14 protein-coding genes, 1 tRNA gene and 3 pseudogenes are annotated in these 19,159 nt (G+C 35.5%); 8 read left to right on the forward strand and 10 right to left on the reverse strand.

Features of this window, described 5'->3' with window-relative positions; translation table 11 throughout:
* Positions 1 to 34: 34 nt before the first annotated feature.
* The gene (locus ACJ5H0_RS07525) at positions 35 to 1,372 is read left to right on the forward strand and encodes a glycosyltransferase family protein (RefSeq protein ID WP_411248517.1); all 1,338 of its coding nucleotides are present in this window, start codon (positions 35 to 37) and stop codon (positions 1,370 to 1,372) included.
* Here ACJ5H0_RS07525 and ACJ5H0_RS07530 read toward each other — a convergent pair.
* A complete protein-coding gene (locus ACJ5H0_RS07530) occupies positions 1,357 to 2,001 on the reverse strand; it encodes a hypothetical protein (protein WP_172279571.1) in 645 nt (214 codons plus the stop codon). The two genes, ACJ5H0_RS07525 and ACJ5H0_RS07530, sit on opposite strands and share 16 nt — an antisense overlap.
* Before the next feature lie 65 nt (positions 2,002 to 2,066).
* Here ACJ5H0_RS07530 and ACJ5H0_RS07535 point away from each other — a divergent pair.
* Positions 2,067 to 3,039 (forward strand): annotated as a pseudogene (locus ACJ5H0_RS07535) (YpdA family putative bacillithiol disulfide reductase).
* A gap of 540 nt (positions 3,040 to 3,579) precedes the next feature.
* On the opposite strand, the gene ACJ5H0_RS07540 reads toward ACJ5H0_RS07535, so the two are convergent.
* The 4 genes from ACJ5H0_RS07540 to ACJ5H0_RS07555 form a co-directional block, all read right to left on the reverse strand.
* Entirely contained in the window at positions 3,580 to 3,963 is a 384-nt protein-coding gene (locus tag ACJ5H0_RS07540; RefSeq protein ID WP_411249495.1) for a TonB-dependent receptor domain-containing protein, read from the reverse strand.
* A gap of 31 nt (positions 3,964 to 3,994) precedes the next feature.
* A complete protein-coding gene (locus ACJ5H0_RS07545) occupies positions 3,995 to 4,426 on the reverse strand; it encodes a hypothetical protein (RefSeq protein WP_411248520.1) in 432 nt (143 codons plus the stop codon).
* Between the two features lie 13 nt (positions 4,427 to 4,439).
* On the reverse strand, positions 4,440 to 5,000 hold the full coding sequence (locus ACJ5H0_RS07550; RefSeq protein WP_411248523.1) for a TonB-dependent receptor plug domain-containing protein: 561 nt from the start codon (positions 4,998 to 5,000) through the stop codon (positions 4,440 to 4,442).
* A gap of 121 nt (positions 5,001 to 5,121) precedes the next feature.
* Positions 5,122 to 6,300: an MFS transporter gene (locus ACJ5H0_RS07555; protein ID WP_411249497.1), complete on the reverse strand. Its 1,179-nt coding sequence runs from the start codon at positions 6,298 to 6,300 to the stop codon at positions 5,122 to 5,124.
* A 329-nt stretch (positions 6,301 to 6,629) separates the two neighbouring features.
* Here ACJ5H0_RS07555 and ACJ5H0_RS07560 point away from each other — a divergent pair, with 329 nt between their 5' ends.
* Positions 6,630 to 7,559 carry a 3-hydroxyacyl-CoA dehydrogenase gene (locus ACJ5H0_RS07560; protein WP_411248526.1) on the forward strand — a complete coding sequence of 310 codons (930 nt, stop codon included), beginning with the start codon at positions 6,630 to 6,632 and terminating at the stop codon, positions 7,557 to 7,559.
* A gap of 51 nt (positions 7,560 to 7,610) precedes the next feature.
* On the opposite strand, the pseudogene ACJ5H0_RS07565 reads toward ACJ5H0_RS07560, so the two are convergent.
* Positions 7,611 to 9,278 (reverse strand): annotated as a pseudogene (locus ACJ5H0_RS07565) (glutamine--tRNA ligase/YqeY domain fusion protein); the annotation flags it as partial.
* 169 nt (positions 9,279 to 9,447) lie between these two features.
* On the opposite strand from ACJ5H0_RS07565, the gene ACJ5H0_RS07570 reads away from it, so the two are divergent.
* Together ACJ5H0_RS07570 and ACJ5H0_RS07575 are read left to right on the forward strand one after the other, a co-directional pair.
* Positions 9,448 to 9,657 carry a hypothetical protein gene (locus tag ACJ5H0_RS07570; RefSeq protein WP_411248528.1) on the forward strand — a complete coding sequence of 70 codons (210 nt, stop codon included), beginning with the start codon at positions 9,448 to 9,450 and terminating at the stop codon, positions 9,655 to 9,657.
* 122 nt (positions 9,658 to 9,779) lie between these two features.
* Positions 9,780 to 10,583, forward strand: a complete 804-nt coding sequence (locus tag ACJ5H0_RS07575; RefSeq protein WP_411248530.1) for an alpha/beta hydrolase — start codon at positions 9,780 to 9,782, stop codon at positions 10,581 to 10,583.
* A 232-nt stretch (positions 10,584 to 10,815) separates the two neighbouring features.
* On the opposite strand, the gene ACJ5H0_RS07580 is transcribed toward ACJ5H0_RS07575, so the two are convergent.
* Positions 10,816 to 11,820: an o-succinylbenzoate synthase gene (locus ACJ5H0_RS07580; protein ID WP_411248533.1), complete on the reverse strand. Its 1,005-nt coding sequence runs from the start codon at positions 11,818 to 11,820 to the stop codon at positions 10,816 to 10,818.
* A complete protein-coding gene (fbp, locus tag ACJ5H0_RS07585; RefSeq protein ID WP_273648683.1) occupies positions 11,821 to 12,837 on the reverse strand; it encodes a class 1 fructose-bisphosphatase in 1,017 nt (338 codons plus the stop codon). It lies immediately after the preceding gene.
* A 395-nt stretch (positions 12,838 to 13,232) separates the two neighbouring features.
* Between fbp and ACJ5H0_RS07590 the strand changes: the two genes are divergently transcribed.
* The 3 genes and pseudogenes from ACJ5H0_RS07590 to ACJ5H0_RS07600 all read left to right on the forward strand — a co-directional run bounded on the left by ACJ5H0_RS07590 (position 13,233) and on the right by ACJ5H0_RS07600 (position 16,519).
* A complete protein-coding gene (locus ACJ5H0_RS07590; protein ID WP_273648684.1) occupies positions 13,233 to 14,471 on the forward strand; it encodes an aspartate kinase in 1,239 nt (412 codons plus the stop codon).
* A 22-nt stretch (positions 14,472 to 14,493) separates the two neighbouring features.
* Positions 14,494 to 16,336 (forward strand): annotated as a pseudogene (locus ACJ5H0_RS07595) (lysophospholipid acyltransferase family protein).
* A 110-nt stretch (positions 16,337 to 16,446) separates the two neighbouring features.
* Positions 16,447 to 16,519: transfer RNA gene (locus ACJ5H0_RS07600), tRNA-Phe, on the forward strand.
* Between the two features lie 249 nt (positions 16,520 to 16,768).
* Here the strand turns inward: ACJ5H0_RS07600 and ACJ5H0_RS07605 are convergent.
* Both ACJ5H0_RS07605 and ACJ5H0_RS07610 read right to left on the reverse strand, forming a co-directional pair.
* Complete coding sequence (locus ACJ5H0_RS07605) at positions 16,769 to 17,830, reverse strand: aldose epimerase family protein (RefSeq protein WP_411248541.1); 1,062 nt, start codon at positions 17,828 to 17,830, stop codon at positions 16,769 to 16,771.
* 4 nt (positions 17,831 to 17,834) lie between these two features.
* A complete protein-coding gene (locus tag ACJ5H0_RS07610; protein ID WP_411248545.1) occupies positions 17,835 to 19,133 on the reverse strand; it encodes a galactokinase in 1,299 nt (432 codons plus the stop codon).
* Positions 19,134 to 19,159: the final 26 nt, after the last annotated feature.

The following is a 19,159-nucleotide window of genomic DNA, read 5'->3' on the forward strand; positions in this document are numbered from 1 at the left end:
ATGACCGGCATTGATCTCTGCAATATTTCCATCCATGGAAGAGAAGAAAGTCCTTATTATTACTTATTACTGGCCTCCCGCAGGAGGTCCTGGTGTTCAGAGGTGGTTGAAGTTCGCAAAATATTTACCTGATTTTGGGTGGAAACCTATTATTTACACTCCGGAAAATCCGAGTTACCCTTTATTGGATGAAAGCTTGCTGAAAGAAGTTCCAAGAGACCTGAAAATTGTAAAAACAACAATCTGGGAACCTTACCAGCTTGCTGAAAAACTAAATAAAAGTAATAAGAAGTTTAAGGCCGGCCAATTTGATGTAGGCAAGAACCAAAGCTGGAAATCTAAGCTTTCCATTTGGGTAAGGGGAAACTTTTTCATTCCTGATGCAAGAGTTTTTTGGGTAAAACCATCGGTTAAATTCCTGGAACATTATATAAAAGAAAACAAAATTGATTTCATTGTAACTTCAGGTCCTCCCCATTCTTTACATCTTATAGGCTTACAACTTAAAAAGAAGTTTTCCACACTAAAATGGATTGCAGATTTCAGGGATCCATGGACAGAAATCTCCTATTATAAGCATCTCAAACTTACCAAAAGATCTGATCAGAAACACAGAAAACTGGAAAGTGAAGTTTTCAGAAATGCAGACATTACCCTTGCAACCAGTTATACAGATGCTGAAAATTTCCGAAAAAAGGGTGCTAATGCAGTTTGCATTACAAATGGATTCGATGAAAGTGATGCTGTATCTGTTGAACAAAATCTCGAAATTCCACAATCACAGAATACTAAGACCGAGGACACTCAAACACATTTCACCTTGAGCTACATTGGTGTGCTGGAACAGCTTCGTAATCCTGAAAATTTATGGACGGTCCTGGATCATCTTATAGAAACAGATTCATCATTTGCCCAACATTTTATATTAAAATTCGCAGGAAGAATCGATGACAGGATTCTTGAAACCTTAAACAATTCCAGTTTAAAAAAACACATTCATGATTTGGGATACCTTTCTCATGAAAAAGCCATTGAAGAAATGAAATCTTCAGACATGCTTTTAATCACGAATTTTCCTAACGAATCTTCTAAAGGAATTATTCCCGGAAAAATATTTGAATACCTGGCTACCGGCAAACAGATCATTTCGTTTGGTCCAGCCGATGCTGATGTATCAAAAATATTGGATGACACAAATGCAGGAAAGCACTTCAGTTATCAGGATTCGGATAACATAAAAGACTTTATACTTGAAAAATACAAGTTGTGGGAAAAAGGAAATCTTCTCGAAAACACTCAAAATATTGAACAGTTCTCAAGAAGAAATCTTGCTAAAAATTTATCTGAAATATTGGATCAGACAGTCCACTGATCATTAATTACAGCTATTATATAATATTTGCCTTCAAACTCTTCATATACAAAACGAAGAGTCTTCCAGTCCATTTCCCCGTATTTTTCTGTTCCTTTAATATAATTCTCTGTGAAATCATGGCCGGGGTAAATTTCTTTTAAATTATTAAGAGAATTTCCTCCACCCTGAAATTCATTAAAAGAATAAGTGGAATGTGTAAAATCTTTTGAGAAAACCCATTTTTCAAGGTAATCCTTTATAGTCTCTTTATACAGTTCTCCTGATCCATCATGAGATCCCCATGTAAACTGCGTTTTCGTTTGAACATACTTTTCAAAGTCGGCTTTGGAAAAATGTTTATCATCTTTGATATCTACAAAAGCATACATAGAAAAACGAATCCCTTTCTGGGGATGGATGAACTCTGAAAATTTCTGATAATCCTTGTTTTTTAAGGCTTGCAGAATTTCATCATTTGTTTTCTTTATGATATCTTTCTTTTCTGCCTCACTCATTTTCGGAACAGCAACAGTGTCGGTTTTCACGTGGCCAGCAGAGTCTGTTGTATTTATGGTAGGATTTGCTGTATTCTTTTTACAAGCTACAAGGCTTATGATCAATAATAGTGGAATGAATAACTTCTTCATCTTTTTTAATGTTAATTACAGAAAATCACCAAAACTAATGCCAGAAAAATAAGTAAATTTGTTATATGGAAGTTTTAGATATCCTCATTATCGGAGGAGGACCTATAGGATTGAATTGTGCCTTAGAGGCGCAAAAAAATAATCTCTCTTACATCATTATCGAAAAAGGGACAATTGTCAACTCCCTGTACAATTATCCTTTGTATATGCGTTTTTTTTTCTACAGCTGAAAAACTGGAAATTGCCGAAATTCCGTTTATATCAGCGGCCCCTAAACCAGGCAGGCAGGAAGCTCTGGAATATTACCAGGGAATCACGAGACAGAAGAACCTCAACATTCGTCTTTATGAAAAAGTAATCAGAGTTTCTAAAAAAAATGAGATTTTTGAGATTGAATCTTCCAAATCCATATACTATGCAAAGAATGTGATCATTTCAACCGGATTTTACGACATCCCTAACCTGATGAATATTCCCGGGGAAGACTTACAGAAAGTCAGACATTACTATTCCGAACCTTATCCGTATGCCAAGCAAAAGATTGTTGTTGTAGGTTCAAGCAATTCAGCTGTAGATGCCGCGCTGGAAACATACCGCAAGGGCGCGGAGGTTACCATGATCGTACGCCAATCCGAAATATCGAAAAGTGTAAAATATTGGGTAAAACCCGATATTGAAAACAGGATTGCAGAAGGAAGTATTACCGCTCATTTTAATTCTGAATTGATAGAAATCAAAGAACATAGCGTTGTATTTAAAGATAAAAACGGAGAGATCAATGAAATTCAAAATGATTTTGTTCTCGCTATGACCGGATATCTGCCGGACTTTGGTTTCCTGATCAATGCAGGAATTGAGCTACAGGGAGAATGTCTCAATCCTGTATACGACCCTGAAACCATGGAAACAAATATTCAAAACCTCTATCTTGCAGGCGTGGTTTGTGGTGGAAAAGACACGCATTTATGGTTTATTGAAAACTCAAGGATCCACGCTGATATGATTATAAAGAATATCCTAAAAACAAGGGAAAATTAATAGCTTAAATTTTCGGCAATATTTCAAAAGTCAGCCTTTACACCCAAAATAAAATTCCGTCGGGCAGCAGGATTATAAAAACGATTTCCAAAAGCATTGGTATCAAATCCTAAAACATAATCTGTATTGTAAAGATTTTGAATCTGAAGGTATACGTTCAGCTTAGTCTTTTCAAAATAGACGGGAATTCCCAGTTGTATATTTCCAACGATACTAGATTCAGACCAGACAGAATTGGGGTCATTTAAAGGAATCTTCGAAGTATAGAAATGAGAGTAATCTACAGAAACTTTCCTTAACACAATAAAATTAAATAAACTGCTTATCGTAGTTGACGGAACACCCGTTACATCATTTCCGGAAAAATTCTGATTTCCCTGCGCATAATTTTCAAACCTGAACCGGTAAAAACTACCTGAAAATCTGAACTTAAACCTGTTAAAAGTAGTATTATTTACATTAAAGCCTTTTGATTCTATCAAGACTTCTACCCCTCTTTGCTTGATATTTCCCTGATTAATAAAAAACTCCTCGCCTTTCTCATTCTGTCTCCTTACAATAGCATCCATCATCCGAAAATCGAAATAGTTTCCTTCCAGAAATAAAAAAATTACCGAACTGCTTACGGATCCCAATTTCCTTATTCCATCCATATTCAGGAACAAGGTCCAGATTAAATTCCTGATTAGAAGAACGGATTTCTTCATTAGTAGGTGCTGAATTTCCTTTCCCGATCTTAGCTCTTACTGAAAGTCCTTTTCCAAAAACATAAGTAAGCCCGATATTGGGAAGCCATTGTTTTCTGAAATGTACTTTTCCACTGCTTGTTCCTGGATAAAGCCTTTCCCATTCATAAGAATTGGCGTTCAGGCTAACAGATATATCCGTATATAATCTCTCATTAAAATTTAGTTTCTGGGACAGAAAATAAAATCCGGAAGTATTCTTAAGGTTATCAAAATTTTGAAAGTCTTTTTTTTATTCCCTTAATATTGTCATAGTTTCTGACCATTATCGAATTGCTACCTCCTTCAAATCCTAAGCGCCATTCTGCTGTAATCTTGTTCCAGTGTTCTTCATAATTGAGGTGTGTCCTTATGGCAAAGTTTTTTTCAAACCTCCTTTCATAATTGGTAATAAAAGGATTTGAAAAATCTACATAAGAGCCCTGCACCATTATAAAATGGGAAAATTTAGGACTCAAGCTGAATTGATTTGAAACACCTGCCAGTAACATTTTATTCCGTATGCCCGCGTCTTGTTCCACGGCACCGGGAAGTGTGGATGTTGCCGGCCTTGCCTGTTTCCTATCTCTTTGCATCTGCTCTAAAGTAAGTCCTCCGGGAGTTTGGTAGTCCAGATCTGAAAACAGAACCATCGCATTCATAGTCGCTTTCTCACTATATTGAAAACGGTCTTTTAAAAAAAAATTGTTTTCTTTCGATAGCTGATTGCTCACGGTAAGAATCACTCCGATAATAATTTTGAAAAACTTCGAGAAAATGTTTTCCAAGCTGTTTTGAAAAATCAAAGCTTTGATTCAATGTTCCGTAACTGCCTATTGAAATATTTGCTGATGTATTTTCCGAAGATCTCGTTTTAAGAAGAAGGGTTCCTCCTGTAGCTGCACCATAATCTCCACCCTCCGGTCCTTTGTAGATCTCCATCCTGTTAATAAGTTCAGGAGAAATAATATTAAAATAGGTATTTCCCGATGCGTCAGAAAGGATAAAATCATCAAGATATACTTTAATATTACGTACCCCAAATGGAGACCTCAGCGTACTGCCACGAACAGAAATCCTGTAACTTCCCGGGGAACGCTCTTCCATTCTTGCTCCGGCAATTTGATTAACCGATTCCAGAAGCCGTTCGGGTGTATTCTGGCTCAAGAGATCCTGAGTAATGACAGCAACAGATTTTGTCGAACGTAAGTATGAAGATGTTTTTTTTATAGGCATCAATTTTGACTTCCGAAATCAATTCAGCAGAATCTCTTATTTGGGAAGAGAAAAATGAACTGCAAATGATAAAGAATAAAAAACTGATCCTCACCATTCTACAAATCTAATAAATGATTTCTTAATCAGCCTCTTCTTTCGATTTTTTTTCAGATAACATCCATGGAACAATAAAATAAAAAGCAACTGCAATAAGAGCAGCGAGGGTTCCTGTTCCCAACCATAAAACCTTAAATCCCAGTTTCTCTGCAATCAAAGTTCCTACATAGGGAGTAACAATAAAAGCTATAGAAAATGATATCCCGTTCAATCCCATATAAGCACCTTTATTATTAGAACCTGACCTTAAAGCTGTAATCGTAGACATAAAAGGTAAGGTCCAAATTTCACCGACGCATAGCATTGTCATGGAAATAAGCAACGTTAGCATTGTGTAATCAAAAGCAAGCATCGCGTATGAAAATCCACAGAGCAAAGTTCCTACCAGCATGGTGATTCCCAAGGTAAAATATTTCTCAGCAATCTGAACAAAAGCCATTTCAAGCAATACAATCAAGAAACCGCTATATCCTAAAAGATATCCTATATGTTCCTGGCTAAGGTGAGCTGTATCCTTATAAAATATCGTAAGTGTGCTGAAAAGCTGGAAAAAACATATCGCAAACAACATACAGAAGAAACAATACAGCAGAAACTTTCCGTCCCGGTAAGGAGATCCTTCTTTAACATGAACGGTGCTTTTTTTCATGTTTTGGGCTTTCCTCAGGGCTAATGTATTTCTCTTTTTAAAGAACACAATATAAGTGATACCAGCTATTAATGCAGCCAAGGCATTACTGTAAAAAAGAAATTCATAAGAAATGGCCGATAAAATACCTCCTAAAGCCGGTCCTATAGAAAACCCCAGATTTACGGCCATTCTGTTTAAGGAAAATGCCCGGGTAATATTTTCAGGTCTTGCATATTTGGTGATTGCTACCGAATTGGCAGGACGAAACGTTTCACTTACAATACTTTGTGCAAGGATAATCCCCGCTAATCCCACCTCGGTCGTAAAAACAGGAATCATACAAAACAAAGGTACGCTCAGGAGCAAACTTAGACTTTGAACTCTATACTCTCCGATCTTATCCGTGATCATTCCTCCCAGCCATGAACCCAATACCGACCCAATTCCAAAAAAACTCAAAACAACACCTGAGTTCTCTATGCTGAAATGTAAATGCGCAGTCATATACACTCCTAAAAATGGGAGTACCATTGATCCGGCACGATTGATGAGCATTACCAACGCCAGCATCCAGCTTTCTTGAGACAGTCCTTTAAAAGAACTTGTATAGATCTTAATTAATTTCACGGGAATAAATTCTTGGGAACGGTTTTCGAAGACACAAAATTAGGCAAATTAAGTCAAAGCATGGTCCTTAAATTTATTTTCTCTGAAAAATAATTGAATCCCCGATTGCAGGAACCATTCAATATAAAAATAATTCAATTGATAATCCAACGGGTTCCTTTACAAATTTTGTAAATTGCAGATAAACCTTGTTGAACAAATACAAATGTAAATCAACAATTTTTCACTATCCAAATTAATTCCATTATTAATGACCACCAAAACAAAATTGTATGAATTTTAAAAATGTAACTGTTGCGGGCAGTGGTGTATTGGGATACCAAATCGCTTTCCAGGCAGCTTTCCATGGTTTTAATGTAACCGTTTATGATATCAGTGACGAAATTTTAGAAAAGGCAAAGGAAAAATTTAATATACTCAGTGAAGCTTTTACAAAAGACTTAAAAGCAACAAAAAACCAGCTGGACGCAGCATTCACAAATCTTACTTATACATCTGACCTGGCAGCATCTGTACAAAATGCAGACCTTTTGATAGAAGCCGTACCCGAAAACCCGAAAATTAAAATCGATTTTTACAGGAGTGTAGCAAAATTAGCTCCTGAAAAAACCATCTTCGCAACGAATTCGTCATCATTACTACCCAGTCAGTTTGCTAAAAAAACAGGAAGACCGGAAAAGTTTATTGCACTACATTTTGCCAATGAAATCTGGAAACATAACACAGCAGAAGTTATGGGACATCCGGGGACCTCTTCTAAAGTGTTTGATGATATCATGGAATTTGCAAAAGCCATTGGAATGGTCGCATTACCTATTTATAAAGAACAACCCGGCTATATTGTCAACTCATTGTTGATGCCGTTACTAAGCTCTGCATTGGAATTATGGGTAAATAAAGTATCAGATATCAAAACTATTGATAAAACATGGATGGTGGCCACCGGAGCACCAATGGGTCCTTTTGGGATACTGGATGTTGTAGGCATTACTACTGTTTATAATATTAATAAAATTGCAGCAGATTCTTCCAGATCACCTGTAATGCTTAAAATATCAAAAAAATTAAAAAAGGAATATATTGATAAAGGAAAATTAGGTGCTATAAGCGGTAAAGGCTTTTACAACTATCCCAATCCGGCGTACGGGAAAAAAAAATTTCCTGAAGTAGTTTCTCTCATTCTTATACGGATAAAACAATAATAAAAAACAGGATCTATTTTGTAGATCCTGTTTTTTTATATGATTAGAAACTTATTCTGGTTTATAAGAATCTTTCAGTGTCACGGTACGGTTAAATACCAGGTTCCCTTCAGTCGAATCCTGATCTTTCGTAAAATATCCGATTCTCTGGAATTGAAGCGGCTCTCCTACTGCAACATCTTTAAGGCCCGGCTCCGCAAAACCTTGAATAACAGAAACAGATTCAGGGTTCACAAAGTTAAGGAAGTCCACATCTTTTTCTGCATCTGGTTGCTCAACGGTAAATAGCTGATCATAAATTCTTACCTCCACCGGAATTGCATGGTTTGCTGATACCCAATGTAAGGTTCCTTTTACTTTTCTCAAGCTTTCTTCTGTTCCGCTTCCTGACTTGCTCTTTTCATCATACGTTGCATAGATTGTCGTAATCTCTCCGTTTTCATCTTTCTCTACTCTTTCAGCTTTGATGATATATGCAGATTTCAAACGAACTTCACCTCCTAATTTTAACCTGAAGAATTTATTATTTGCTTCTTCTTTAAAATCTTCACGTTCAATATATAGTTCTCGTGAGAAAGGAATTTCTCTCGTTCCGGCATTTTCCTGCTCCGGATTGTTTTCAGTCTCCAACCACTCTTCTTTATCTTCCGGATAGTTTTCAATCACTAATTTTACAGGATCAACTACGGCCATAACACGTTTAGCTACTTTATTCAGGTCCTCACGAACGCAGAAATCCAATAGCTGAATCTCAATAAGATTTTCTCTTTTGGCTACTCCTACTTTTTCAATAAAATTCCTAATGGATGTAGGGGTAAATCCTTTTCTTCGCATTCCTGAAATTGTAGGCATTCTTGGATCATCCCATCCTGTTACTACTTTTTCAGCAACTAATCTCTGTAGCTTTCTTTTGGATGTAATCATATAGGATACATTCATCCTTGCAAATTCTCTCTGCTTCGGAGCTACTTTAGGCTCTTCATATACCTGATCCAGATACCAGTTATATAATGGTCTGTGATTTTCAAACTCCAAAGAACATAAAGAATGTGATACTTGTTCTAAATAATCTGACTCTCCATGAGCCCAGTCATACATCGGATAGATTTTCCAGTCTGTTCCTGTTCTGTGGTGAGGTCTTTTCAGAATTCTGTACATTACAGGATCACGCATATTCATATTAGGAGAAACCATATCAATTTTTGCACGAAGAGACATCGTACCTTCTTCAAACTCTCCGTTTTTCATTCTCTCGAATAAATCCAGAGATTCTTCAACAGGACGGTTTCTGAAAGGGCTTTCCACTCCGGGTTCAGTTGGATTTTTTCTTTGTTCTGTAATCACTTCAGACGGTTGCTCGTCCACATATGCTTTTCCTTCTTTGATTAATCTTACGGCCCAGTCATAGAGCTGCTGGAAGTAGTCAGATGCGTACAATTCTTTATCCCATTTGAAACCTAGCCATTCTACATCTTTTTTAATAGAATCTACAAATTCCTGTTCTTCTTTTTCAGGATTTGTATCGTCGAAACGAAGGTTTACAGGAGCGTTGTATTTTTCTCCCAGTCCAAAGTTGATGCAGATGGCTTTGGTGTGCCCTACATGTAAATAACCATTTGGTTCTGGGGGAAAACGGAAACGGATTTGATCTCTGTTCAAACCATTTGCCAAATCATCTTCTATAATTTGTTCAATAAAATTGAGCGATTTTTTTTTCTTCTTCCATTATTTAATTAAAAGTTAAAAGTTATATTTTAAATATATATAACCCATTCGCAAATTTAGCGAAAATTTAGGGTTTATGAAAGGGCTGATTTAAAAGCATATTGACTAAAAATCCAATATTTTTTCCGAAATTTATACCCCTAAAACCTATCACAAAATCATTATGGCTGTTTATATCTTAAGTAACAGGAAGATCGTCCGTCATAAAAACGAAACCGTTGATTCATTTTCCAATGATGAATATTCCATTCCTAATTTCAGAATCGCAAAATGTGATTTTACCAATTATACGGAACCAACTGCTCAGGAAAAGAGAAAAAAAAAATTACACCAACAGGAATATATTAAATTATCAGCTTTTTTCAGAACCTGAAAAACAAGGATACCAGGAAGTTCTTGATGTTTTATTAAGCGAAAAAAATATCAAAAAATCAAAAGTTACAGCCGATAACCTGGGGGGGAACCCAAAGGATGTTTTATGAATTGTATAAAAACATGTCTTCTACCAAATCCAGAAGTGACGTTTTAATATTTATCCATGGTTATGCCTACGATTTCGACGATGAACTGGAAGCTATTATTGATCTGAAAAAACTGTTTATCGATAGTCCGGAATCTCCAGTTGAGCATATCCTGTTTGTGAGCTGGCCGGCTTCAAGCAGTATTGTACCACTTACTTACTTTGACGATAAAGCATCCAGCATTAATTCCGGAACCTCATTAATGAGGCTGTTCTATTTTTACACTCAGTTTCTAAAGGATATTTTTTCCAACCGGGATTTAGCTCCGTGTAACCAGAGAATTCATCTGATGGCTCATTCCTTGGGAAACAGGGTGCTTCAAAGTATGCTGTACAGTCTTAAAAGCGAAAATATTCTAAGAGTAATTGATCAGGTTCTTTTATTGAATGCTGATGTAACTTATAAAGTATTTGAAGACTCTGAAGACTCCTTTAACAAACTTCCTTTACTTGCCAATCGCGTTTCAATTTATTTAAACCGAAAAGATGCCGTTCTAGGAATTTCCCAGTTTACCAAAAATATTCTCACTCCGAGACTGGGAAAAAACGGCCCCAGTGATATTGAAAAATTTAAAGATATTGTGTCTATTGTAGACTGTACCTTTATTGAGAACGACCTCAAAGATGGTTTAAAATTTGAGCTTGGAAACCACTGGGGATATCTCTCTAGTTCACAGGTACAAAATGACATTTTCCAGACCCTGAACGGAGTTGATAGAAACCTCATTACCAATAGAATAAGCAATTATGAAAATATTTTCACAATTGTATCAAAATAGTGACTTATACAAAATTAACAATAAAATAACAGAACAATAATTGCGAAAAATTCAATTTGGCACGAAGATTGCTTATATCTAAAGATAGAGAATTAATTAAAATTTCCGGTCATGAAAAAGTTTAAAGAAAAGGTTTCTATTTTAATAGAAAACATCAAAAAAACGATTTTCATAAATGATGAAGTTTAATCAATGTACACCAACAGAAAAATAACACAATTTCATGTTGAAATCATGCTTTAAAAAGCAAGCGTTCCCCAATTAGTTCCAAATGATTGTCAAAATTATTAGTAAATAAGCCTCCGGTTCCTAAACCTTGAGGCATTTTACTATTTTTAGTATAGGTATACTGGGCTATTGCATTTAATCCTATATTACTTTCCAGCGCCGAAGTTATCCACCATCCTATATTATTTTGTTCTGCAAGAGAAATCCATTCGTCAGATCCCGAAAAACCTCCAATCAAAGACGGTTTAAGAATAATATATTGCGGTTTAATTGCTTCCAGTAGTTTATTCTTTTCGCCGGTATCAACAATTCCGATCAATTCCTCGTCCAGAGCAATTGGTGTTGGTGTATCGCTGCACAACACGGCCATATCATTCCAATTTCCAGCCTTAATAGGCTGTTCTATAGAATGAATACGTAAATCCGATAGCTGTTTTAAAACAGTCTTTGCTTCTCGTGTATTGAATCCTCCGTTCGCATCAACCCGCAATTCCAAACTGCTTTCCGGAAATTTCTTTCTCAATTTTTTCAGCACTTCATGTTCGGATTCCCAATCAACCCCTATTTTCAATTTAATGCAATGGAAACCTTTTTCAAGTTTTTCCCGGATCTGTTCTTCCATAAACCCGACACCTCCCATCCAGATTAGCCCATTGATCGTAATGGGAATCTGCCCCTGTGTAAATTGACTGGGAAAATAAAGATGTCCTCCATTCTTTAAATTAAGGATAGCCTGCTCGTATCCAATCCAGATGGATGGAAATTCTATTAACTCTTCTCTTAAGAATTCAGGAGTCTGTCCGATATTCTCACAAAGCCATTTGAGTTTTTCTTCATAATCTGGTCTGTCGTCAAAGCTTAGCCCCCTGAAAACGGCACACTCTCCCACTCCCTTTCTATCATTTTCCGAAATTTCAAGAATAAAAGTTTCTTTTTCATGCAAAACGCCACGAGATGTTCCACTCGGGCGTTTGAATTTTAATAAATATCTGAAGTATTTTGCGATCATTTATTTCACATTATCTATTCGCATAAATTCCTCTGCTTTTTCTACCATAGCAACACTTCCACAGAAAAATGGAATTCTCTGATGAAGTTCTGTAGGCTCAACTTCCAGAATTCTTCTGAATCCATCCGTTGCTTTTCCACCAGCCTGCTCAGCAAGGAATGCCATAGGATTACATTCATAAAGCAGCCTTAGTTTACCATTAGGAGCTTGTGAATAAGAAGGATAAATATAAATCCCTCCTTTCAGCATATTTCTATGGAAATCAGCAACAAGAGAACCAATATATCTTGATGTGTAAGGGCGGTCACCTTCTTCCATCTGACAATATTTCAGATAGTTTTTAACTCCCTGAGGGAATTTGATATAGTTTCCTTCGTTGATAGAATAAATTTTCCCCGTTGCCGGAAATTTCATATTGGGATGAGAAAGATAATAAGTACCCAGAGAAGGATCCAAAGTAAATCCGTTCACTCCGTTTCCGGTGGTATATACAATCATTGTAGAAGATCCATAAATTACATAACCTGCTGCAATCTGGTTCACTCCTTTCTGAAGAAAATCTTCTAACTGAACAGGTGTGCCCGGCTCAGAAACTCTTCTGTAAATAGAAAAAATAGTTCCCACAGAAACATTCACATCAATATTTGAAGAACCATCAAGAGGGTCAATCAAAACTACATACTTGCTAAGATGCCCATTTCCTACACATTTAATATCAATAAAGTCATCATTTTCTTCGGAAGCAATTCCACAAACTACCTCTCTTTGCGATAATGCCGTGATGAATATCTCATTAGCAAGGACATCCAGCTTCTGCTGCTCTTCCCCCTGAACATTCTCATTACCTGCTTTTCCAATGATATCTGCAATTCCTGCTTTATTTACTTCTCTGTTTACAACTTTTGAAGCCAATCTTATAGCACTTAGAAGTCGGGAAAGTTCCCCTGTAGAATACTGAAAATCTTCTTGTTTATCTATAATAAATTCTCCTAAAGTCTGCAACGATTGATCTGACATATTTTACTTTTTACGATTTGTCCAAATTTCGTAAAATTTATTACAATCTAAAAAAAAATTCTTTCAAAAGCCATTACAAACTGTATATCAAACACATACAACATAACAAACATAACATATTGTCTTTAACCTTTGTATAATTGATTCCCGTTTTCGCTCCCAGCTAAATTTCATCAATTCACACTATTATTAACAATATAGCATCATTACGTCGAGATAATATTAATAAATCTGGAATAATATTGCATAAAATCCATTCATCTTATCATTTATCATAAAAATCTTTATCTCATCCTACCCTTCGGGTATTTCATATCTCATTGTAAATTTATAATTTTGACCTCCGTAAAAAACTCAACTATTTTTTATCTAACAATTTTATTTTTAATATTTTAATGAAAATTTTCAAGTTTGGTGGAGCATCTGTAAAAGATGCTGAAAGCGTAAAGAATGTGTCAATGGTTTTAAAAAGCCAGGGATTTGCCAAATGTTTGCTGGTAATTTCAGCAATGGGCAAAACGACGAATGAATTGGAAAAGGTTGTGGAGCTTTATTTCAAGAAGGAAAACTATCAAACTGAAATTAAGATTATTAAACAGAAACATATTGAAATTGCTGAAGGGCTTTTTCAGGAAAATCATCCAGTATTTGCAGAAATCAATTTATTTTTTGACGACCTTGATTCTTTTTTAAGAAGAAATAAATCGCCTAATTACAATTTCGTTTACGATCAGGTGGTAAGCTGTGGAGAAATGATTTCTACAAAGATAGTAAGTGAATATCTGAATGAAATACAGTTTATTAATCAGTGGCTGGATGCCAGAGATTATATTAAAACAGATAATTCTTACAGGGATGGTAATGTAGACTGGAAAAAAACAGAGGAATTTATTTCTACCCTGAATTCTGAAATTTGTTATGTAACGCAAGGATTTATTGGATCCGATGAAAATAACTTCACGGTAACATTAGGAAGAGAGGGTTCAGATTATTCTGCTGCTATTTTTGCTTATTGTATGAATGCAGAGGCAATGACCATATGGAAAGATGTACCAGGCGTAATGACAGGGGACCCGAGAAAATTTAAGGATGTTACCCTTCTTTCCAATATTTCATATGAAGAAGCAATCGAAATGGCTTATTACGGAGCGAGTGTAATTCACCCGAAAACCCTTCAACCACTACAGCAAAAAAGCATTCCTTTCTACGTAAAATCTTTTGTAGATCCTACAAAAGAAGGAACAAAAGTAGGAGCTTCAGAAAAAAACCAGCACGAAGAAACATATATTTTAAAAGAAAATCAGAATCTTTTAAAAATATCTACAAGGGATTTTTCATTTATTGCAGAAGATCACATGAGTCAAATCTTCAGTCTTTTGTCAAGACATAAAATTAAAGTTTCCTTGATGCAGAATTCTGCAATTTCACTAGCTTTATGTTTGGAAGATAAATTCAATGCAATTGATGAGCTGAATGAAGAACTACAGAAAGATTTCAGAACTGATGTAGTTAAAAATGTATCCTTATTCACCGTAAGAAATGCGAAGATGGATAACATTGACAAATTTTACCAGGAAAAAAGTGTATTATTGGAACAGATTTCAAAGAATACGCTTCAGATGGTAACACAATAAATATAATTGCGACTAAACACATATGAGCTTAATTTCGAAAAACGATTTAATCCAGGCTTCCGGCTTAAGTAAAATAGGGTTCCTAAAGAATCCTGTGGCATCTGCTATCATGAGCGTTGCTAAAATAAATGAAGTCAACAAACTATATGATAAACTAAAAGACAAGGAAGGTAAAGACTTTTTCGATTCATTTGTGAGGGAAAGAAACTTAAGCTATATTGCTTTTGAAGAAGATTTGGCTAAAATTCCCAAAACAGGTCCATTTATTTTGGTATCCAATCATCCTCTTGGAGCAATTGATGGGATACTAATGTGTAAAATATTAACAGAAGTGCGTCCGGATTTCAAAGTAATGGGTAATTTTCTACTGGAGAAAATAAAACCAATGGAACCGTATGTAATTTCTGTAAATCCATTTGAAAACAGAAAAGGTGCTTACAGCAGCTCTTCCGGAATGCGTGAAACTTTAAAACATCTTGAAAACGGAGGATGTGTAGGTATTTTTCCAGCTGGTGAGGTTTCCAATAAAAACAATCCTTATAGTGAGATTTTGGATAAGGAGTGGGAAAAGCCTGCTCTAAAACTGATCAAAATGGCAAAAGTACCGGTTGTGCCCATGTATTTTCATGCAAAAAACAGTACTTTATTTTATCAGGTTGCAAAGATCCATGCTAATTTACAAACCCTGATGTTACCATCAGAAATGATGAATGACAGGGAAAAACCTATCCGTATCAGGATCGGTAAACCGATTGCGGTAAAGGCTATGGATGAAATGGAGACCATCGAAGAACTGGGTGAGTTTTTAAAGCGTAAGGTTTATATGATGAAATCTTACTACGAAAAGCGAAAATCATTAGCGCAGGTTATCAACCTGCAAAATCTATCGTTAAAATTCCCTTTACTTAAAGAAGAAAATATTGTACAGAATATTATTGATGAAACTCCCAAAGAAAATATTCTTTCTGACATCAATAAGCTGAGAGGTACTGATAAAATGCTTTTCAGTAATGGCAATTACGAAATCTATTTTACAACCTATGAAGAAATTCCTTCTGTAATGAGGGAAATAGGCAGACAAAGGGAACTTACATTCCGTGCTGTAGGAGAAGGCAGCAATCTCCCTTTTGATCTTGATGAATACGATAAACATTATCACCATCTTTTTCTTTGGGACAATACGGCAGAGACACTTGTCGGAGCTTACAGGATGGCTTTGGGTAAAGATGTCATGAAAAAATATGGCATCAAAGGATTCTATACCAGTTCACTTTTTGAATTTGAACAGGATATCCATCCGTTCTTCAAAAAGGTTATTGAAATGGGGAGAGCCTATATCTGCCAGGAATATCAACAGAAACCTCTTCCACTTTTTTTTATTGTGGCGGGGAATTGTTCATGTATGCCTGAGAAATTCTGATCATAAGTTCCTGATGGGTGGCGTGAGTATTTCCAATAAATTCTCCGAATTTTCAAAGTCTTTAATGATTGAGTTCATGCGCTCAAATTATTATGACGGAGCCGTTGCCCAATACATTACTCCGAGAAACGAATACAAGGTAAAGCTTAGAGACCGCGACAAAAATATCTTTTTCGAGGAGATGGAATCCGATCTTAATAAGCTTGACAAAATCATTGATGATCTTGAACCGGAATTAAGATTACCTGTTCTGATCAAAAAATACATAAAGCAAAACGCAAAAGTAATCGCATTCAATGTGGATCCAAACTTCAATGATGCTATTGATGGACTAATGTATATTCGAATCAGTGATCTTCCGGAAAGCACGATTAAGCCGGTACTGGAAGAAATGAGTGAACAAATCAGAAAAGAGCAGGAAAATAATCCGGCTGAGAATCAGTAGGTTTTTGTTATTGACAGAAAAAAAAACGTCTTAATACTTGCGTCATATACTAAAACTTACTACTTTTGCATCACTTTAAAACAACGAAGTAAGACAAACAAAAATATAATGGTTTCTTAGCTCAGTTGGTAGAGCAATGGATTGAAAATCCATGTGTCCCTGGTTCGATTCCTGGAGAAACCACAAACCACCTTTTATAAGGTGGTTTTTGTTTTTATCTAATGCTCAGTTTTTAGTATTCTGAAGTATATCGTTTTCCCCTATAATAAATCCTTCCAGAAACAAAGGGGAAATTTTACTGATTTCATATCTTGAGCAAAATATGCATTAAGATTAAGCTTGTAAAGTTTGAACAGAAGGTTTTGAAGTGTTGCTCTTGAAACCAGTAAGCTTCCCAAAAAATCCATCAACCCATTTTGAATATAAATCTAATTATTTGGTGTCAATAATTGAGAATTTGTAAATAGTTGAATGTTTATATACACTTCTAGGAGTTAGTACTGGTGATGGAAAATGAGATTGATTAATTGCGTCGGGAAAGTTTTGCGTTTCCAAACAAAACGACTCTCTTTCCTGATATATGTGATCCTCTTTTCCTTTTTCGTTTTTTATCCAATTGGCAGTATATAATTGTAAGCCCGGCATAGTGGTAAATACCTCCATTTTTCTACCCGACCCTGGCTCTATAGCGGTAGCTACTAAATCTAAACTATATATACCGTGTTTTAAAACAAAATTATGATCATATCCATTAGCAATAGCAAGTTGATCATGATCACTATCAATTCTGTCTCCAATAAATGTCAGGGAGGTAAAATCAAACGGGGTATTTTTTACAGTTAAGATCTCACCCGTTGGTTCATGATTTTTTGTAAGAGGAGTGTAAAAATCAGCCTCGATCTGCAATTGGTGGTTATTTATTGCTCCACTACCTTCTCCTGCCAAATTAAAATAAGAGTGATTCACAAGACTGAGTATAGTTTCCTGATCTGTTGTTCCTGAATAATCTAATCGTAATTCATTATTTTCATTAATAGAATAGGTTACTGTTACAATTACTGTACCCGGATAACCCTCATCCCCGTCAGGAGAAGTATATTGAAAGGTCACTTTTGAGGCGGAAGTCTCTTTAACATCCCATATTTTCTTATCAAAACCAATCAAACCACCGTGCAAATGATTACTCCCATCGTTAACTGTTAATGAGTATTTTTTTCTATTTAATGTAAATTTTCCTTTTTTGATACGATTAGCATATCTACCGCAAATAGCTCCTTGATAAAGTTTATTATTATCAATATATTCTTGTGCTGTATCATATCCTTGTACCACATCTGTCAATTTCCCCTCTTTATCTTTAACATTAATACTAACTATGATTGCACCATAATTAGTTATCTGTACAATCATCCCATTCTTATTTTTCAAAGTGAATAATTGTACTTTCTGATTATTGTGAACTGTATTAAAAGCCACTTCACTGATGATACCCATTATTTCAAAAATCTAATTTGACGGCTCCTTTTTGCCTAATAAATAAAGGATGGCAAGAACCAGCACCAAATAAATGATTTAAAGTTGTAATGTATCTTTCAAGCAAATCTTCCGGAACAAAAGCTTGTATGGTTCCTGCGAATCCTCCTCCATGCACACGCCAAGCTCCAGTACCTTTTAATACTACTTCGCTATATGCCAATCCCAATGAAACTGCTTGTTCTTTTATGTTACTTGATACATAAACATTTTGATTGTACATATATGAACTATGCCCAGAATCTATTACCAATTGTAAAAATTTTTTAAAATCATTCTTCTCTAATGCCATTACTTCATCTACTACCCGGTCATTTTCGCATTCAAAATGAATTGCTCTTAAAATAGCCCGATCTCCCACTTTCTGACGGATCGAAGGTGCAATATCCATTACTTTTTCCAAGGTAGTTTCTCTCAGCACACCGCATCCTAAATGGGTTGCAACGTCTTTCATCTCTTTAGGTAAAACAGCATATTCATTATTCAAATTGGTGTGATCCCCTCGGGAATCTGTAATTACTAAAGAAAAGCCGGTAGATTCAAAATCAAAATCTACTTTTTTAACAATAGGATTTGCTATATCAGCAAAATCAATGGATACCAATCCTCCTACCGAACAAGCTACCTGATCCATTAATCCACAAGGTTTTCCAAAGAAAATATTTTCTGCATATTGTCCTACACGAGCATTTAAGATGGGATCTAATTTACCTTCGTTAAATAAATGACTAATAATTACCCCGATTAATACTTCAAATGATGCAGACGAACTTAATCCTGAACCTTTAGGAACACATCCGTCAATTACGGCATCGAATCCTCCTATTCCATATCCCAATTCCTTTAATCGAGCATTAATTCCACGAACAAGAGCATCTGGAGTTAAAAATTCATTTTCGTTGGGAGCAAGATGATTTAAATCTACTTCAAATGATTGATAGCCTGAAGATTCAATCCGGATTATATTTGAATTATTTTTAGCTGCAATGGCAATATTATCTAAGTTTACCGCACCCGCTAATACGCGACCATGATTATGGTCTGTATGATTACCTCCAATTTCGGTTCTTCCCGGTGCGCTGAAAACAGAAATCTCTTTATCCCCAAAAACTTCTTTGAAACGGGATAATGTTTTGGTATATCGGACTGCTTGCTGATGTAATAATTCTGAATTCCGCCCATATAATTCTCTAAAAAGGGGGATATTACCCTCTTTAATTATAGAATAAATATATTTAATATTTGACATTTTATTTGTATCCAATTTATAAAACAGTCTATTTTTTATTA

This window comes from Chryseobacterium proteolyticum (assembly GCF_046591535.1).
Classification (GTDB): Bacteria; Bacteroidota; Bacteroidia; order Flavobacteriales; family Weeksellaceae; genus Chryseobacterium; species Chryseobacterium proteolyticum.

What these genes read in the sequence shown, in the direction of transcription:
- ACJ5H0_RS07525 (WP_411248517.1), top strand. Translation starts at nt 35, where the DNA reads ATGGAAGAGAAGAAAGTCCTTATTATTACTTATTACTGGCCTCCCGCA.
- ACJ5H0_RS07530 (WP_172279571.1), bottom strand. Translation starts at nt 2,001, where the DNA reads ATGAAGAAGTTATTCATTCCACTATTATTGATCATAAGCCTTGTAGCT.
- ACJ5H0_RS07545 (WP_411248520.1), bottom strand. Translation starts at nt 4,426, where the DNA reads ATGAATGCGATGGTTCTGTTTTCAGATCTGGACTACCAAACTCCCGGA.
- ACJ5H0_RS07550 (WP_411248523.1), bottom strand. Translation starts at nt 5,000, where the DNA reads ATGCCTATAAAAAAAACATCTTCATACTTACGTTCGACAAAATCTGTT.
- ACJ5H0_RS07555 (WP_411249497.1), bottom strand. Translation starts at nt 6,300, where the DNA reads ATGCTGGCGTTGGTAATGCTCATCAATCGTGCCGGATCAATGGTACTC.
- ACJ5H0_RS07560 (WP_411248526.1), top strand. Translation starts at nt 6,630, where the DNA reads ATGAATTTTAAAAATGTAACTGTTGCGGGCAGTGGTGTATTGGGATAC.
- ACJ5H0_RS07570 (WP_411248528.1), top strand. Translation starts at nt 9,448, where the DNA reads ATGGCTGTTTATATCTTAAGTAACAGGAAGATCGTCCGTCATAAAAAC.
- ACJ5H0_RS07575 (WP_411248530.1), top strand. Translation starts at nt 9,780, where the DNA reads ATGTCTTCTACCAAATCCAGAAGTGACGTTTTAATATTTATCCATGGT.
- ACJ5H0_RS07580 (WP_411248533.1), bottom strand. Translation starts at nt 11,820, where the DNA reads ATGATCGCAAAATACTTCAGATATTTATTAAAATTCAAACGCCCGAGT.
- fbp (WP_273648683.1), bottom strand. Translation starts at nt 12,837, where the DNA reads ATGTCAGATCAATCGTTGCAGACTTTAGGAGAATTTATTATAGATAAA.
- ACJ5H0_RS07590 (WP_273648684.1), top strand. Translation starts at nt 13,233, where the DNA reads ATGAAAATTTTCAAGTTTGGTGGAGCATCTGTAAAAGATGCTGAAAGC.
- ACJ5H0_RS07605 (WP_411248541.1), bottom strand. Translation starts at nt 17,830, where the DNA reads ATGGGTATCATCAGTGAAGTGGCTTTTAATACAGTTCACAATAATCAG.